Source organism: Pseudoxanthomonas helianthi, from assembly GCF_017939625.1.
GTDB classification, from domain to species: domain Bacteria; phylum Pseudomonadota; class Gammaproteobacteria; order Xanthomonadales; family Xanthomonadaceae; genus Pseudoxanthomonas_A; species Pseudoxanthomonas_A helianthi.
Window position 1 is genome coordinate 426533 of the sequence record NZ_JAGKTC010000002.1, and the last position, 16119, is coordinate 442651.

Annotated in this window: 13 protein-coding genes and 2 pseudogenes; 9 read left to right on the forward strand and 6 right to left on the reverse strand. The window is 65.1% G+C overall.

The window, feature by feature from the left end:
* The first annotated feature begins 38 nt into the window (after window positions 1-38).
* Entirely contained in the window at window positions 39-344 is a 306-nt protein-coding gene (locus J5837_RS09665; RefSeq protein WP_210536553.1) for an NAD(P) transhydrogenase subunit alpha part 2, read from the forward strand.
* Window positions 344-1795 (forward strand): NAD(P)(+) transhydrogenase (Re/Si-specific) subunit beta, encoded by a 1452-nt coding sequence (locus tag J5837_RS09670; protein WP_210536554.1) that lies wholly within the window; start codon window positions 344-346, stop codon window positions 1793-1795. The genes J5837_RS09665 and J5837_RS09670 overlap by 1 nt, the downstream gene beginning before the upstream one ends.
* Before the next feature lie 82 nt (window positions 1796-1877).
* Here the strand turns inward: J5837_RS09670 and J5837_RS09675 are convergent, their stop codons facing one another.
* Together J5837_RS09675 and J5837_RS09680 are read right to left on the reverse strand one after the other, a co-directional pair.
* Window positions 1878-2387, reverse strand: a complete 510-nt coding sequence (locus J5837_RS09675; RefSeq protein WP_210536555.1) for a hypothetical protein — start codon at window positions 2385-2387, stop codon at window positions 1878-1880.
* 26 nt (window positions 2388-2413) lie between these two features.
* The gene (locus J5837_RS09680) at window positions 2414-3259 is read right to left on the reverse strand and encodes a helix-turn-helix domain-containing protein (RefSeq protein WP_210536556.1); all 846 of its coding nucleotides are present in this window, start codon (window positions 3257-3259) and stop codon (window positions 2414-2416) included.
* 404 nt (window positions 3260-3663) lie between these two features.
* Here J5837_RS09680 and J5837_RS09685 point away from each other — a divergent pair, with 404 nt between their 5' ends.
* Together J5837_RS09685 and J5837_RS09690 are read left to right on the forward strand one after the other, a co-directional pair.
* Window positions 3664-4458: a DUF1223 domain-containing protein gene (locus J5837_RS09685; protein ID WP_210536557.1), complete on the forward strand. Its 795-nt coding sequence runs from the start codon at window positions 3664-3666 to the stop codon at window positions 4456-4458.
* Between the two features lie 440 nt (window positions 4459-4898).
* A complete protein-coding gene (locus J5837_RS09690; protein ID WP_210536558.1) occupies window positions 4899-8030 on the forward strand; it encodes a TonB-dependent receptor in 3132 nt (1043 codons plus the stop codon).
* A gap of 141 nt (window positions 8031-8171) precedes the next feature.
* Here the strand turns inward: J5837_RS09690 and J5837_RS16640 are convergent, their stop codons facing one another.
* Together J5837_RS16640 and J5837_RS09700 are read right to left on the reverse strand one after the other, a co-directional pair.
* Window positions 8172-8423 (reverse strand): YdeI/OmpD-associated family protein, encoded by a 252-nt coding sequence (locus tag J5837_RS16640; RefSeq protein ID WP_210536559.1) that lies wholly within the window; start codon window positions 8421-8423, stop codon window positions 8172-8174.
* A 245-nt stretch (window positions 8424-8668) separates the two neighbouring features.
* The gene (locus tag J5837_RS09700; protein WP_210536560.1) at window positions 8669-9178 is read right to left on the reverse strand and encodes a hypothetical protein; all 510 of its coding nucleotides are present in this window, start codon (window positions 9176-9178) and stop codon (window positions 8669-8671) included.
* 70 nt (window positions 9179-9248) lie between these two features.
* Between J5837_RS09700 and pdxR the strand changes: the two genes are divergently transcribed.
* Window positions 9249-10727, forward strand: a complete 1479-nt coding sequence (gene pdxR / locus J5837_RS09705) for a MocR-like pyridoxine biosynthesis transcription factor PdxR (protein WP_244755855.1) — start codon at window positions 9249-9251, stop codon at window positions 10725-10727.
* 13 nt (window positions 10728-10740) lie between these two features.
* On the opposite strand, the gene J5837_RS09710 is transcribed toward pdxR, so the two are convergent.
* A complete protein-coding gene (locus J5837_RS09710) occupies window positions 10741-11166 on the reverse strand; it encodes a hypothetical protein (RefSeq protein WP_210536561.1) in 426 nt (141 codons plus the stop codon).
* A 149-nt stretch (window positions 11167-11315) separates the two neighbouring features.
* Here J5837_RS09710 and sufT point away from each other — a divergent pair, with 149 nt between their 5' ends.
* From sufT to J5837_RS16425, 4 genes and pseudogenes are all read left to right on the forward strand, one after another.
* A complete protein-coding gene (sufT, locus tag J5837_RS09715) occupies window positions 11316-11867 on the forward strand; it encodes a putative Fe-S cluster assembly protein SufT (RefSeq protein WP_210536562.1) in 552 nt (183 codons plus the stop codon).
* 90 nt (window positions 11868-11957) lie between these two features.
* Window positions 11958-13067, forward strand: a complete 1110-nt coding sequence (locus tag J5837_RS09720; RefSeq protein ID WP_210536563.1) for a branched-chain amino acid aminotransferase — start codon at window positions 11958-11960, stop codon at window positions 13065-13067.
* 408 nt (window positions 13068-13475) lie between these two features.
* Window positions 13476-15200 (forward strand): annotated as a pseudogene (locus tag J5837_RS09725) (S8 family peptidase); the annotation flags it as partial.
* Window positions 15201-15329: 129 nt separating this feature from the next.
* Window positions 15330-15563: pseudogene (locus J5837_RS16425) on the forward strand (proprotein convertase P-domain-containing protein); the annotation flags it as partial.
* Window positions 15564-15616: 53 nt separating this feature from the next.
* Here J5837_RS16425 and J5837_RS09730 read toward each other — a convergent pair.
* Entirely contained in the window at window positions 15617-16102 is a 486-nt protein-coding gene (locus J5837_RS09730) for an asparaginase domain-containing protein (RefSeq protein WP_210536565.1), read from the reverse strand.
* Window positions 16103-16119 lie beyond the last annotated feature (17 nt).

A 16119-nucleotide genomic window follows, 5' to 3' on the forward strand; every position in this document is an offset into this window, starting at 1 on the left:
TATGATGCGGGAGGGCGGCGTGCCCCGGAGGGAAGCGGATGAACGACGGTTTCGTGGCCTTGTACATCTTCATGCTGGCGGCCATCGCCGGCCACGTGATCATCTCGCGGGTGCCGGTGATCCTGCACACGCCGCTGATGTCGGGTTCCAACTTCATCCACGGCATCGTGCTGATCGGCGCGATGGTGGTGCTGGGCCACGCCGACACCACGCTGGAAAAGGCCATCGGCTTCCTCGCCGTGCTGCTGGGCGCGGGCAACGCCGCCGGCGGCTACGTGGTCACCGAGCGCATGCTGGAAATGTTCAAGTCCAGCAAGAAGCCCTCGGGCAAGGAGGGCAAGTAATGGGCCTTTCCGAATTCCTGCCGATCCTGGTCAAGACCAGCTACCTGGTCGCCGCCACGCTGTTCCTGCTGGGCCTGCAGCGCATGGCCAGCCCGACCACCGCGCGCAGCGGCATCCGCTGGGCCGGCCTGGGTATGGTCATCGCCACCGTGGCGACGCTGTTCCTGCCGGGGCTACACAACATCACCCTGATCCTGCTGGCGGCGGTGATCGGCATCTTCGTCGCCTGGGCCTGGGGCAAGCAGGTCGCGATCACCGACATGCCGCAGATGGTCGCGCTGTTCAACGGCATGGGCGGCGGCTCGGCCGCGGCGATCGGCGCGGTGGAATTGCTGCGGTTCGCCGCGCTGGCCAACCGCGACACCTCGAACTGGAGCCCCAGCGCCATCGCCGAACTGGCCGCGCGCCAGCCGGGCAAGGTCACGCTGGCGCTGGCGGTGGTCGGTTCGTTGATCGGCGCGGTGTCGCTGTCCGGCTCGATCATCGCCTGGGCCAAGCTCGACGGGCGCATGGACAAGCGCTACACCTTCCCCGGCCAGCAGTGGTTCAACGCGCTGGTCGCGCTGGGCACGGTGGTGCTCGGCGCGCTGGCGGCCTGGAAACTCGGTGTGCCGGTGATCGTCGCATTCTTCCTCGCCGCGCTGGCGCTGGGCGTGCTGATGACCCTGCCGATCGGTGGCGCCGACATGCCGGTGGTGATCTCGCTGTACAACGCGTTCACCGGCCTGGCGGTGGCATTCGAAGGCTATGTGTTGGGCAACGAATCGCTGATCATCGCCGGCATGATGGTCGGTGCGGCGGGCATCCTGCTGACCCGGCTGATGGCCAAGGCGATGAACCGGCCGATCAGCAACGTGTTGTTCTCCAACTTCGGCGGCAGCAGCGGCGAGGCGCAGGAAATCAGCGGTTCGCAGAAGCCGATCGAGGCCGCCGACGTCGCCGCGATGATGGCCTTCGCCGAACGCGTGGTCATCGTGCCCGGCTACGGCATGGCGGTGGCGCAGGCGCAGCACAAGATCTGGGAACTGACCCAGCGGCTGCTGGATCGCGGGGTCAAGGTCAAGTTCGCCATCCACCCGGTCGCCGGGCGCATGCCGGGACACATGAACGTGCTGCTGGCCGAGGCGGGCGTGCCCTACGACCTGATCGCCGACATGGACGACATCAACCCCGAATTCGCCAACACCGACGTATCGCTGGTAATCGGCGCCAACGACGTGGTCAACCCGGTGGCGAAGACCGACCCGGCGTCGCCGATCTATGGCATGCCGATCCTCGACGTGGTCAATTCGAAGAACACCATCGTGATCAAGCGCGGCAAGGGCACCGGCTTCGCCGGCATCGAGAACGCGCTGTTCTACGCCGACAACACGCGCATGCTGTATGGCGATGGCGCGGAAATGGCCAGTGCGCTGGTCAGCGAACTGAAGGCCCTGGACGGCGGGCATTGAGTCGGCGTTTGCAGGTCGGGGCAACGTCCCCGACCTTTGCCGAGACGGTCGGGGCGTTACCCCGACCTGCCCGTGACGACGATCAGCGATCCAGCGCCTTTTTCACGAACCACGCGATCAGCACGCCGATCAGCATGTGCATCGCGATGCTGGACGCCACCCATGCGACGTTGTTGAACTTCGGCATGCCCGCTGCCGACAGCGGCAGCACGATGAAGTTCATGACCAGGTACAGCAGCAGGCCATAGGCTGCGCCGAGCGCGATGACGTGCCGGCGGAAGACCGCGTGTACGCGCGCCGCCAGCCAGTAGGCCAGCAACATGCCGAAGATGATCATGTAGTGAGACAACGCACCGACCAGCGCGCTGCTCATGCCCATGCCTTCGCTGGCCTTGCCGTACCAGCCGCGGGCGATGGAATGCAGGATGTCGACGAAGCCCACGCCCTTCGACGCCCAGAACAACCAGGCGAACAGCAGGTCGGCGCTGCCGATGAGCGCAGTGCCGATCAGGAACGGGCGCCAGGGAAGGCCGGTTCCGATTCCTTCCGCGGCAACGCGCCCAGGCGCGGCAGGCGAGAGACTCTTGAGCATGGTTCGATTCCCCGAGGTGGTGATTGTCAGGCGGCGCGGATCCGCAATCCCTCGATGCCGCGTCGCACTTCGGATGCGGTCGTTCCGAACGCGCTCTTGAAGACGCGGCAGAACGCGCTCTGGCTTTCGAAGCCCAGCATCTCGGTGATCTCGCAGACCGGCATGTCCGTGTCGTTGACCATGCGCCATGCGCGCTCCATGCGCAAGCGCGCGGCATACTCGAACGGCGTTTCGTCGAACACCATGCGATGCACGCGGATCAGGTGGAAGGTCGAATAGTTCGCCATCCGGGCAAGACCGGCCAGGTTGGGGCGCTGGTCCTCGCTGTGGCGGATCGCATGCCTGACCCGCAACAAGCGCATCAGCATCTGCTGCCGCCTGGCGAGCCCGCGGCCGCCGCACCGGGCCAGCCTGCCATGCAGTTCCTTCTGCGAATCGTGCAGGCTGTCCGAAAGCGCGATGGCCAGGGTACGGTCGTGTTCCGGCGTACGCGGCGCGCCTTCCTTCGCCATGCAGCAAAGAACATGGGCGACATCGCGGCAGATGCGGCCTTGCCAAAGCAACAGCTCGGGGCAGGGAATCGGGTCGCGTTGCGGAGATAGCCAGTTCCATGCGCGCCTCGGGCCGGTAACGACGATCCAGCCGTGGTGCGCGCCACTGCGGCATTGCAAGGGTGCGTCGCGCCACACCTGGACTTGTCCGGAAGTCAGTTCCCACTCGCGGCCATTGGCCTCAAGGCGCAAGCGGCCGCGTACGGCCCAGCACACGCTGATCCATCCGGCGGGGATTTCGACTCGCGCGCCGCGGCCTCGCGCCAGGACCGAATGCAGCTCGATGCCCGGATCGTTCCCCAGGACCAGCTGATCCGACATGCGAAGCCTGTGCCGATGCAGTTCCATCGAGGTGGGTCCCGGACGAGGTGCGCGACGGAGGTCGCGCTCATGGCGGAAACATAGACCTGTACCCGCGGCCCATTGAGAGCCAATGCATCCGTTCGCATGGGAGCCAATCGCCGGATTGGCGAGGGCATTCCGGCAAAAGGAAGGCCGCAGCATCCGCCGCGGCCTTCCAAATTCCGACAGAGAGAGCAATGCCGGTGCAGGCACTGTGCATCCTGGAGGAATCGGCTGCTGTGCGTGCGTTGCGCCGCTGTTGCGCTGGAATTGCTCGAAACCGTGTGCACGGATACGGGCGCCAGGTACGCAATTCCCGCATAACGCGCGGGCCCGTCCACGGCTAGAGTACGTTCACTGACGTCGGAATCGCGGAGCGAACAATGCGCCTGACGCCCTTCTGTTCGATGCTGCTGCTGGTTTCGCTGGCGCCTTCGCATGCTGCCGCAATGGAGGCGACGTGCCAGGCGGCCAGCGGTATGACGTTCGTCCCGCTGATCGAGCTGTACACCGCGGAAGGCTGCAACCAATGCCCGCCTGCGGATCAGTGGATGGAGCGCTGGAAAGGCCGGGCCGACGCCACTGCGCTCGCTTTCCATGTCGACTATTGGAATGACCTGGGTTGGCCCGACCGGTTTTCCTCGGCAGCGAATACCGCGCGCCAGCAGACCCGCGTTGCCAGTGCCGGCAAACGTGTGGTGTACACGCCGCAGGTGATGCTGGGCGCGAAGACCATGCTGGACTGGCGCAAATCATCGTCCGTAGACGCGCTGGTCGAACGATTGGGGCAAGACCCCGCGTCCGTCAGTCTGAAACTTGCGGCATCGCGTTCGGGCAAGGGCGTCGATGTGGGCGTGCAGGCCGCGCCGGTACTGACCGGAACGAAGGCAATGGCAGCCGACGGTCGGCTTTGGCTGGCGCTTTACCAGGATGGGCTGGTCACCGATCGCGTCGCCGCGGGCGAAAACAAGGGAAAACGGTTGCGCCACGAGCGTGTGGTGCGCGCATTGCATGGCCCATGGCGGCTAGGGGAAAAGGGGATTTCTGGCCACGTCTCCGTGGAGTTTCCAGCCGACGCCGTGGACGCCGACATGGGGCTGGTGCTGTTCGCGGAAACCGCCGATCTGGGAAAGGGGCTGCAGTCGCTGCAGCTGCCGTTGTCCTCGTGCACGCCGTAGATCCGTCCGAGCCTCCACGAACGTCGCGGGCGAAGCTCACGCTTAAGTTCTAAGGCGAGTCAACCTCGCCTCCGTCATCAGGGCGTTATGTGGCGGATGAGCCGACGTCGACGGAGTCCTTTCGAGAGTCTTTCCGCAACCATCGGGAATCCGCCAGTCGAGCGGTGAGAAGCCATGCGCGTCGTCCGTCTTCTGTACGGATCGATGCGCATGCCTTGCGCCAACCATGTGCAAGTCTTGCGAAAAGAGATGGGCTATCGAGAAGCGGGCGAGATCCGCCGGAAGTGGAAAGTTTCCTGCGGGAGAAATACGCAATCCCCGCATAACGAACTCATAAAGATAACGTTAACGTCGATTGGGCGACGTCATCGTCGCACTTGCTTCGCTGGCCGGCGCGACAGTCGATCGCGTTTCTCAAGACCCAATCGCAGAGAGTGCAAATGATCATTTCCCGGAATTCCAGGAATTTCTACAAGAATCTGAAACGAACCGCGCTGAGCATGGCGTTGGGCATGTGTTTCGCGGGCGGCGTGCAGGCGCAAAGCACCAGCGGCTCCATTTTCGGCAAGGCCCAGGCTGGCCAGGCCATCACCATCACGAACGTCGATTCGGGCGCGAGCCGCACGGTGACCGCGGATGCGAACGGCAACTATCGCGCGGTGTCGGTGTTGCCGGGCAACTACAAGGTCAGCATCGGCTCCGACAGCCGCAACGTGCTGGTGCACGTTGCGACCGGCTCGCAGGTCGACTTCACGACGGGCGCCGCCACTACGCTGGACACGGTAACCGTCACCGGCTCAACAGGACCCGGCATCGACGTCTCGCAGACCGATACGCGCACCGTATTCACCGCCAAGGAACTGGCGCAGTACGCGGTAGGCCAGAACCTCAACGACGTGTCGCTGCTGGCCCCGGGCGTGATCTCCTCCACCTCGTACGACATGTCCGCCGCGCCCGGCATGGCCATGGCAGGCAGGCCTGCCGTTTCGCGTAGCGGCATTGGCAGTTTCGGCGGCGCTGCTGCTTCGGAAAATGCCTACTACATCAACGGCTATCCAGTCACCAATCCGTTGGCCGCCATCGGCTTCACCGCATTGGGCTTCGATTCCATCGATCAGCAGCAAGTGCTGCTGGGCGGTTACGGCGCCGAGTACGGCCGTTCGACCGGCGGCGTGGTCAGTGTCATCACCAAACGCGGCACCAACGAATGGAAGGGCGGGGTGTACGCGGTCTGGACCCCGAAGTCGCTGAAAGGCAACGCGGAGGACATCTACTACCCGGATACCGGCCACTGGTCCGCCGACAGCCACTACACCGACACCGCCGCGGCCCAGAACCCATTGAACTGGACGGACGGCACGCTGTACCAGCACCGCAGGCAGAACACGGCGGAAAGCTTCAAGTACGGCGTGTGGGCAAGCGGCCCGGTCGTCGAGGACAGGCTGTTCGTTTATGCCAACGCCGAGCGCGAAAAAACCGATGGCACCGCCGTACGCTTCTCGCGTCTGGCCAACGTGGCGGCTCAAGGTTGGAACGATTTCAGCTACACCTATCCGCGCTGGACGGCGAAGGTGGACTGGAACATCACCGATAAGCACATCCTTGAATTGACCGGCGTCCAGGACAATACCCAATACGATTTCGCCTATTCCGGCTTCGACTACAACACTCTCCAGCACGACAACATCGTGGCCGTCAGCGGCACCACGGAGGATAATGCCCGCCTGTACATCGGCAAGTACACCGGCTACTGGACCGACAACCTGACGGTCTCGGCCCTGTATGGCCAGCAGAAGATCGACCACCTGCCCGCGAAGGTGCCGGGCTACGACCCCAGCAAGACTTTCATCAATATCAATTCGGCCAACGTGCCGGCTGCCTATTCTTCGATCACCAGTCCCCAGCCTTACCTGAGCGTCGGCGTACCGACATTCGACAAGACCAAGGGTTATCGTTTCGACGTGATCTACGCCCTGGGCAACCACGAGTTGCGTGCCGGCGTGGACCATTTCGAGGCCGAGTCGTTCCGCTTCAACAGCTTTTCAGGACCCGGCTACCGCTGGACCTATGCGTTCGGCAGCCCAAATGCAGCGATTGATGCGAGCCATGGCGTAGGTTCGCCGGCCAGCGGCGGCGGCCTCGGCACGCAGGGTTACTACGTGACGAAGGACTACAACACGACCGGGGGCAACGTGCGCACCGTGCAGCATGCCTGGTACCTGGAGGACCGCTGGCAGGTCACCGACAACTTCCTGCTGTCGCTGGGCTTGCGCAACGATGGCTTCGACAATTACAACGGCGACGGCAAGATCTACGTCAGCCAGAAGGACAACTGGGCGCCTCGTATCGGCTTCTCCTGGGACGTGAAGGGCGATTCCAGCCTGAAGGTCTACGGCAATGCCGGCCGCTATCACCTGGCCATGCCGAACAACGTGGCCATCCGCGCGGCCAATGGCAGTCTGATTGCCAGCCAGTTCTACACCTACACCAGCATCAATGCCGATGGCACCCCCAACGGCCTCACGCCGATCCCGTTGACCACGCAGGAGTTCGTCTGCGGCAATGGTGCCGTTTCGACGAACAAGGAATGCGGCGTGGCCCCCGATCCGCGCACGGTTTCGGCTGACGGTCTGAAGGCGCACTACCAGGACGAATACATCCTGGGCATGGAACAGGTGCTCAGCGATACCACGAGTTGGGGCGCCAAGCTGACCTATCGCGACCTGAAAAGTGCGATCGATGACAACTGCTCGCCGGTGCTTGGCGGAGCCTGCTTCATCCTCAACCCGGGCGAAGCGAACACTTTCTGGATCCAGCAAGAGGATGGCAGCTTCGAGAAGGTGACCTATAGCGCCGAGGAACTGGCCCTGCCGAAGTTGAAGCGCCGGTACGCCGCCCTGGATCTTTTCACCGAATACAACGATGGCATGCTGCGCGCCAAGCTGGAGTACACGCTGGCGCACAACTGGGGCAACGCCGAAGGCCAGCTGAACTCTTCGACCGATACCGGTGCCGGCGGCCAGGCCGACGTGTCCGTATCCCAGGACTGGGACTTGCCGGAGCTGATGGCGGGTGCCGGCGGTCCCCTGCCGAACAATCGGACCCACCAGGTCAAGGCGTTCGGCTCCCTCAAGCTGAGCAACCAATGGCGCGTGGGTGGTTCGGTGATCGTCCAGAGCGGCCGTCCACGCAGTTGCACCAGCTTCTGGCCATACGCCAAGTCGGGCATTTACAACAGCGCTTCCTACTACTACTGCGGCGTGCCCGGTGGCCAGACCGCGGTCAACGATCCGAATGCCGTACCGAATGCGGACTACCACTTCTCGCCGCGAGGCGCAGCCGGCGAAACTCCGTGGACCGCTACCTTCAACCTCAACGTGACCTACACGCCCAACTGGCTCGAAGGCCTCAGCGTCGGGGTGGATGTCCTGAACCTGTTCGACACCCAAACCCCGACCGCGTTCTTCGACCGCTCCGCGGCTAACCGTACGCAGATTTCCCAGCGATATGGCCAGGTGCTGTACTACACCGATCCGCGTAGCGTCCGTCTCACCGTCCGCTACGATTTCTGACGGAGGGGCTGTCCTGCCGAGTCGTGGGCCGACCCCGAAAGGGGTCGGCCTTCTGCTTCGGGAGGCTTGAAGCCACGACCGAATGTGCGGGCTGGACAGCAGCCGACCCGTGCCGGGAAACAAACCCGATTTTCGTGCACATCAGCGGTGCGGGCATCCGGGCCAACAGCATGGCCTGCGCATCCCTCCGCGCATCTTGTCGAGGCCGACTTCGATACGCCGTTTTCGGGTTTCTTCCTTCTTGGCCGATGTAACCCAGCATATCCACTCATTTCGCGCGATCGGGGTTATTCCGGTCCAGAGATTCCTGGCTACATCATCGGATTCGATGGCCTTCCGAAGGTCGGATGGGAGCTCATGGACCGTGCCGCCCGCGATCGCTTTGGTAGCCATGCGTCAATCGTGCCACGCCTTGCGGTCGCCCGACATCATGCCGGCCTTGCGTTCGCCTGATATTGATTTCCAGCAGTCAGGACCGTAGATCCGAAGCATCGCGACGCAATGCCACCGAGGTCGATTTATGTGCTCGCGCCAGAGCCGACCAGCCAGTTCTGGCGGCTCTCGCAATCACGCCGAGGGACATGCACGAGTGGCCGCAGTCGCTTGCGGCAAGGTGAAGCGGTGATTCGCCGCGCGCGTTACCCGTTTCCGCGCACCACGTGCGTGCGTGCCAGGAATGCACAGGGAATGCCGATCAGGCCGATGTAGACGGCATAGCACAAGGCTTCCCACTCCAATGGCAGCGCGTGCGCGTGGGTGACGGCGGCACTGAAGTAGCGCACGAAGACGTGGAAGATCAGCCAGTACATCAGCGCGCCGTACAAGGCGCCGCAGACCACGGGCCTGCGCAACAGCACGCGGAAGCGGCGCGACAGATGCTGGTAAGCCGCCATCACCGCCGACAAGGTGCCGATGTAGAGCAGCACGCCGAACGCGGCGCTGGCCCATCCGCCCTGGTAGGCGGCGGGGCCCATCGCCCATGCGGCGATCGATTGCAGTACGCGCAGGCCGGCGGAGCCGTGTCCGCTCCAGTACAGGGCAGCCAGGGCCAAGTCGACCACGGCCGCCGCGGTTCCGCCGAGCAGCCAGAGGGGAGGGGTGAGCGATGGCGCGATCCGGATCGGCGAGGGGAGGGAATGCGTGGTCATGGCGGCCTCATCGGTGGCGTCGGCGATTGGCCCCATCAAACCCCGGATAATTGGCCCTATAAAGATCCAATTGGCTACACTGCAATGGGGCCAATTGATCGAAGGGCTTCGCGTGTACCTGGAACTCGATGGCAAAGGCCCGCTGCACGGGCAACTGACCCGGGCGCTGAAGGCGGCGATGTTCGGCGCCAGCGTGCAGACCGGCTCGCGCCTGCCCCCGACCCGGGTACTGGCGCGCGAACTCGGAGTGTCGCGCAACACGGTGCTGGCCGCCTACGAACAACTGCGCGCCGAAGGTTTCCTCGATAGCCGGGTCGGGTCGGGCAGTTACGTCACTCCACCGCTGCAGACCACCACCGCCCCGGTGGCAACGGGCCCTGTCGAGCCCCAATCGGCGTACGCCCGGCGTGCGCGCGAGCTGCTCAACCCGGCGCGCCTGTTCGGCCAGCGCGAGTCGATGCCGAGATATGCGTTCCATTACGGCAAGCCGTCGACCAATCCGGCGTTGACCAGTGCGTGGGCGCGCGAGCTGTCGCGCGCGGCCCAATACACCCAGCCCGACTATCCGACGGCACAAGGCCTGCCCGTGCTGCGCGAAGCGGTCTGCGACTACCTCGCCCGGCGCCGCGGTGTGCATGTCGTCCCGGACGACGTATTGATCGTCGGCGGCACCCAGCAGGCGATGACGTTGACCGCGCGCGTGCTGCTCGACGAAGGCACCGAAGTGGCGATGGAGGACCCGCAATACAACGCGGTCCGCACGGTGTTGAAGGCGCACGGAGCGCGCGTGGTGCCGGTGCCCGTGGATGCGCAGGGCATGTGCGTGGATGCGCTGCCGGCGCGGCGCCCCCAACTGATATGCGTGACGCCGTCGCACCAGTTTCCGCTGGGATCCGTGCTGTCGTTGCCGCGACGACTGGCCTTGCTGGAATACGCGCGCCGCCACGATTGCTGGATCTTCGAGGACGACTACGACGGCGAGTTCCGTTACGACAGCAAGCCGCTGGCGGCCCTGCGCTCGCTCGACAGCGACAACCGGGTCGTCTACATCGGCACGTTCTCCAAGACCCTGTTCCCCTCGGTCCGGCTCGGCTACATGGTGGTGCCGCCGCAACTGCGCGGCGACTTCGTCGCGGCGAAATGGCTGGACGACTTCGGCGCACCGACCGTGGAGCAGGCGGCATTGGCCGGATTCATGGCCGATGGCGGCTTCGAACGCCATCTCGCCCGCACCGCCAAGACCCTGAAGGAGCGGCGCACCGCGCTGCTCGACGGCCTGCGGCGGCTGGCGGGCGACCGGGTCGAGATCGCCGATTCCCACGCCGGCATGCATCTGGTGGCATGGCTGCGGGGGCGTGATCGCATGCAGGGCGAGGCCTTCATCGCCCACGCACGCACGCGGGGACTGTGGCTGGCGTCCATTTCCCAGTACTACATGACGCCACCGGACCGGGCGGGGCTGTTGCTGGGCTACGCGACCTTGTCCGTGGCGGAGATCGAGCAGGCGGTAGCCCTGTTCGCGCAGTGCCTGGACGAAATGCCGGAGTAATCGCGAAGCCGGATCAGCGCCCAAACCACGCCGCAATTGCGACCGCCACCGCGATGCAGGCCTTGTCGAAGGCAGTGTTGGCCAGTCCGGCCAGCAACCACACGTAGCCGAGACCCGGTTTCGACAGCGACTCCCACAGGTCCAGGCCCATCGGCAGGCCGATCTGCAGCGCGGCGATGCCCCAGTTGGCCAAGGCGACCACGGACAACGTACCCGCCACCGCCAGCGCGGCACGCGCCCAGCCCGGGCGCCAGCCGCCCAAGCGCAGCATCCACGCCGCATCCAGCGCCGCGATCACGGCCATCCAGCCTTTCTGTCCGTTGCCGTACAGCGCCAGCAGCACCCATGCGGCGGCCACGCCGAGGCAGCCGACAGCGAGCATGAACAAGGGGAAGGCGACGGATCGGCCGGAGCCGCGCGCGGTGGAAGGTTCGCTCATTGGGGCTCCGGCATGGCCGCGCAGGATAGCGCGACGGCACCTCGATGCGCCGGGTGGGACATTGTGTCCGCCGCATGGCCCCGGCGGGCGGTGCGTCGAACCGTTAAAATGCGGCTTGCGCCGCGCGATGCGGCCCCCATCTGTCTTCCATGTATTCCCGCAGCAGCGAACCCGTCCAATTCGAACGCGATTGTGCCGCCGTCATGGTGCCGCAGGGCGACAGCGTGACCCTGCCCGCGGGCAGCTACGGCTACATCACCCAGGCGCTGGGCGGCAGTTACACGGTGTTCGTCGAAGGCAACCTGTTCCGCATCGCCGGCAAGGACGCGGATGCCATCGGCAAGGAGCCGCCGGAATCGCTGAACCTGCCCGAAGGCGCCGGCGACGATGAGGTCGAGGCGCTGGTATGGAAGCAGTTGCGCACCTGCTTCGATCCCGAAATCCCGTTCAACATCGTCGACCTGGGCCTGGTGTACGAAGCCAACCTGAAGCGCCGCGACGATGGCAAGCGCGAGGTCGAGGTCAAGATGACCCTGACCGCGCCGGGCTGCGGGATGGGCGAGATCCTGGTCGACGACGTGCGCAGCAAGCTGGAGATGATCCCGACCATCGCCGAGGCCGACGTCGAGCTGGTGTTCGACCCGCCGTGGGGCCGGCACATGATGAGCGAAGCGGCGCGGCTGGAAACCGGGATGCTGTAGGCGGGGTGGTTGCCGGCGCATGCGTCGCCGGTGAAAGCCCGGCGGACGCTTCGGCGGCATAATGGGCGGGTTTCCACGAGGATTTCCCCCATGAACGCCCCCGCCGCCTCCCCGCTGGTCTACCAGGTCACTCCTTCCGATCGTGCCCGCAGCGCCGAACAGCGTGCGGCGATCCTTGCCGGCGAACTCGGCTTCGGCAAGTACTTCACCGACCACATGGTCGCCATCCAGTGGGACAAGGCGAAGGGCTGGCACGACGCCCAGGTCCACGCCTACGGTCCGCTCGCGCTGGATCCGGCGGCGTCGGTACTGCATTACGGCCAGGAAATCTTCGAAGGCATCAAGGCTTATCGCCATGCCGACGGTTCCATCTGGACCTTCCGTCCCGACGCCAACGGGGCGCGCCTGCAGCGTTCGGCACGGCGCCTCGCGTTGCCGGAACTGCCGGTGACGGAATTCACCGAATCGCTGCGCCAGCTGGTCGCCATCGACCACGACTGGGTGCCGTCGACGCCGGAAAGCAGCCTGTATTTCCGCCCCTTCATGATCGCCACCGAAGCCTTCCTCGGCGTGCGCGCGGCGCAGGCGGCGGGCTACTACGTCATCGCCAGCCCGGCCGGTGCGTACTTCGCCAAGGGCGTGGCGCCGGTGTCGATCTGGCTGTCCGAGGACTATGCCCGCGCAGCCAAGGGCGGCACCGGCGCGGCCAAGTGCGGCGGCAACTATGCCGCTTCGCTGCTGCCGCAGCAGGAAGCCTATGCGCAGGGTTGTTCGCAGGTGCTGTTCCTCGATCCGGTCGAAGGCAAGTACCTCGAGGAGCTCGGCGGCATGAACGTGTTCCTGGTCTACAGGGATGGCCGCATCGTCACTCCGGAACTTTCCGGCAGCATCCTCGAAGGCATCACCCGTTCCAGCATCCTGCAACTGGCGCGCGACCGCGGTCTGAAGGTGGAAGAGCGCAAGGTGTCGATCGACGAATGGAAGGACGGCGTGGCTTCGGGCGAAATCAGCGAAGTATTCGCCTGCGGCACCGCCGCGGTGGTCACCCCGATCGGCGAACTGAAGGGGAAGGGCTTCTCCGTCGGCGACGTCAACGCACCGGCTGGCGAAGTGACCATGGCGATCCGCAAGGAATTGACCGACATCCAGTACGGACGCTTGCCTGATCGCCACGGTTGGCTGGTCAAGCTGCGCGACTGATCTCGCGCCGCAGACAGCATCATGACAAGGCCGGCCATGCGCCGGCCTTTTCTTGTCCGTGTCCTTGCCCGCATTCGCGCAATGCGGACATTGCGCTGCGCAAATCGGTAGCCGCGTCCGGCGGAGAATCGCGTGCATTTCACGCCGTCGTCACGGCGGGCCGCGCGCACGCCCGTGAAATCGTGACTGCTGCCGCAATCGCGAGCCAGTGCGGAAACGGTTTCACTTATTACCAATTTTCCTTTACCGAATCCGGTCCGCCAATACGGCAGATGGGCTAGGTTCCGGTCAGCCCGCGGTCACATGGGCTACTCCCGTTCGGAATCCGTCGCGTGCGCCCAGGCGAACGCGGCCGGGGGTTTGTTGTTGCGATACCACCCGATCCGCCATCACAAGAGGGAAGTTCTGATGTCCGAGATTTCGCAGCACCGCGTGCACAAGAAAACGAAGATCCTGGCCATGGCCACCGCCACGGCGATCGCCGCGCTGGTCGCGACTTCGGCCAGCGCCAGCGGCCGCGTCGAACTGAGCGGCTTGCAGTCCGATACCCGGTTCGACCGTTTCATCGTCAAGTTCCGCGACGGCAGCGACGCCACCGCGCTGCAGGGCTCGCTGAATGCCGCCGCGCGCGCGTTGCCGGCCGCCAAGGGCAAGGCGCTTGGCCTGCAGAAGCTGCGTCGCCTGGCCGTCGGCAGCGACGTGGTCAAGGCCGACCGCAAGCTGGATCGCGCCGAAGCCGAAACGCTGATGCGGCAGATCGCCGCGAACCCGGACGTCGAGTACGTCGAAGTCGACAAGCTCAACCACGCCACCCTGACTCCCAACGACACTCGCTACAGCGAGCAGTGGGGCTACTCGGGCACCTACGGCATCAAGGCCAACCAGGCCTGGGACACGACCAACGGCAGCGGCGTGGTCGTCGCCGTGCTCGACACCGGCATCACCAACCACAGCGACCTCAACGCCAACATCCTGCCGGGCTACGACTTCATCGGCGACACCAGCGTGTCGAACGACGGCAACGGCCGCGACAGCGACCCGAGCGATCCGGGCGATTGGGTCGCGGCCAACCAGTGCGGCGGCACCCATTCCGCGCAGAACTCGAGCTGGCACGGCACCCACGTGGCCGGCACCATCGCCGCGGTCACCAACAACGCCAAGGGCGTGGCGGGCGTGGCCTATGGCGCCAAGATCGTCCCGGCACGGGTGCTCGGCACTTGCGGCGGTTACGACTCGGACATCGCCGATGCCATCGTCTGGGCTTCCGGCGGCACGGTCAGCGGCGTGCCGGCCAACGCCAATCCGGCGGAGGTGATCAACCTCAGCCTGGGCGGCAGCGGCGCCTGCGGCACCACCACGCAGAATGCGATCAACAGCGCCGTTTCGCGCGGCACCACCCTGGTCATCGCCGCCGGCAACGACAACACCAACGTGTCGAACGCCTCCCCGGCCAACTGCAACAACGTCATCGCGGTCGGCGCCATCACCAGCACCGGCGCGCGCGCGTCGTATTCCAACTACGGCTCGCTGATCGACATCGCCGCACCGGGTTCCAACATCCTGTCGACGCTGAACTCCGGCACCACCACGCCCGGCAGCGAAACCTATGCCGCGTACAACGGCACCTCGATGGCGACCCCGCACGTGGCCGGCGTCGTCGCGCTGATCCAGTCCGTCGCCACCACGCCGAAGACGCCCGCGCAGGTCGAAGCGCTGATCAAGGCCAACGTCACCGCGTTCCCGTCGACCCCGTCGCAGCCGATCGGCCCGGGCATCCTCAACGCCAAAGCCGTCGTCGATGCCGTCAACGGCACCACGCCGCCGACCGGCAACACGCTGACCAAGGGCGTCGCCGCGACCAACCTGTCGGCCTCGACCGGCGGCTACGTGAAGTACACGATGGACGTGCCGGCAGGCGCATCGAACCTGAGCTTCACCATCTCCGGCGGGACCGGCGACGCGGACCTGTACGTCAAGTTCGGCAGCGAACCGACCGACAGCGTGTACGACTGCCGTCCGTACAAGTCGGGCAATGCCGAGACCTGCACCTTCGCCACGCCGTCCGCGGGCAAGTACTACGTCAACCTGAAGGCCTATTCGTCGTTCTCGGGCGTCAGCCTGGTCGGCGACTACAGCACCGGCGGTGGCGGCGGCACGCAGACCTACACCAACTCGGGCGACTACACGATCAGCGACAACGCGACCGTGGAAAGCCCGATCACGGTGTCCGGTCGCACCGGCTCGGGCCTGAGCAGCACGCAGGTGGCGGTGAACATCATCCACACCTACATCGGCGACCTGAAGGTCGACCTGGTCGCACCGGACGGTTCGGTGTACACGCTGCACAACCGCAGCGGCGGCAGCGCCGACAACATCAACAGCACCTATACGGTGAACCTGTCGGGCGAAGCGTTGAACGGCACCTGGAAGCTGCGCGTCAACGACAACGCCGGCGGCGATACCGGCTACATCAACAGCTGGAGCATCACCTTCTGATCGGCGATCAATGATGCGAAACGAAGAACCCCGGCGATGCCGGGGTTCTTTCTTCAGGCCGCCTCGAAGCGGTTTTCGGCGACGTTCTTGCGCACCTTGGCCGGATCCCAGATGCGGCCGTTCATCGCGATGTACACGCCAGCCGGCAACGATTGCACCGCGCCGATAGCGCAGCCGATGTTGAACTCGGCGTCCGAGCCACGGAAGCGCGCCGGGCTCAGCGCACCGGTCATCACGATGGTCTTGTCGGGGATCGATTTCAGCACCGCGCCCGTCTGCACCATGCTGTCGGTGCCATGGGTGACCAGCACGTGGCGGGTCGGCTGCGCGGCGATGGTGGCGCGGATCAGTTCGCGGTCGGCATCGGTGATGTGCAGCGAGTCCTTGCGCAGGATCGGAATCACCGTGAAACGGAAGGTCACGCCGAGTTCGCGCAGGATCATGCCGATCTGCGGGTCGCCGATCTGGTAATCGGACTTGTCGTCGAAGTAGATCTTGTCGATGGTGCCGCCGGTGGTGACGATCAGCAGTTCGTCCATCGTGGTGCTCCGTCAGG

Bases quoted from the DNA above. Each gene is read 5' to 3' on its own strand.
- J5837_RS09665 (WP_210536553.1), top strand. From the start codon at position 39: ATGAACGACGGTTTCGTGGCCTTGTACATCTTCATGCTGGCGGCCATC.
- J5837_RS09670 (WP_210536554.1), top strand. From the start codon at position 344: ATGGGCCTTTCCGAATTCCTGCCGATCCTGGTCAAGACCAGCTACCTG.
- J5837_RS09675 (WP_210536555.1), bottom strand. From the start codon at position 2,387: ATGCTCAAGAGTCTCTCGCCTGCCGCGCCTGGGCGCGTTGCCGCGGAA.
- J5837_RS09680 (WP_210536556.1), bottom strand. From the start codon at position 3,259: ATGTCGGATCAGCTGGTCCTGGGGAACGATCCGGGCATCGAGCTGCAT.
- J5837_RS09685 (WP_210536557.1), top strand. From the start codon at position 3,664: ATGCGCCTGACGCCCTTCTGTTCGATGCTGCTGCTGGTTTCGCTGGCG.
- J5837_RS09690 (WP_210536558.1), top strand. From the start codon at position 4,899: ATGATCATTTCCCGGAATTCCAGGAATTTCTACAAGAATCTGAAACGA.
- J5837_RS16640 (WP_210536559.1), bottom strand. From the start codon at position 8,423: ATGGCTACCAAAGCGATCGCGGGCGGCACGGTCCATGAGCTCCCATCC.
- J5837_RS09700 (WP_210536560.1), bottom strand. From the start codon at position 9,178: ATGACCACGCATTCCCTCCCCTCGCCGATCCGGATCGCGCCATCGCTC.
- J5837_RS09710 (WP_210536561.1), bottom strand. From the start codon at position 11,166: ATGAGCGAACCTTCCACCGCGCGCGGCTCCGGCCGATCCGTCGCCTTC.
- sufT (WP_210536562.1), top strand. From the start codon at position 11,316: ATGTATTCCCGCAGCAGCGAACCCGTCCAATTCGAACGCGATTGTGCC.
- J5837_RS09720 (WP_210536563.1), top strand. From the start codon at position 11,958: ATGAACGCCCCCGCCGCCTCCCCGCTGGTCTACCAGGTCACTCCTTCC.
- J5837_RS09730 (WP_210536565.1), bottom strand. From the start codon at position 16,102: ATGGACGAACTGCTGATCGTCACCACCGGCGGCACCATCGACAAGATC.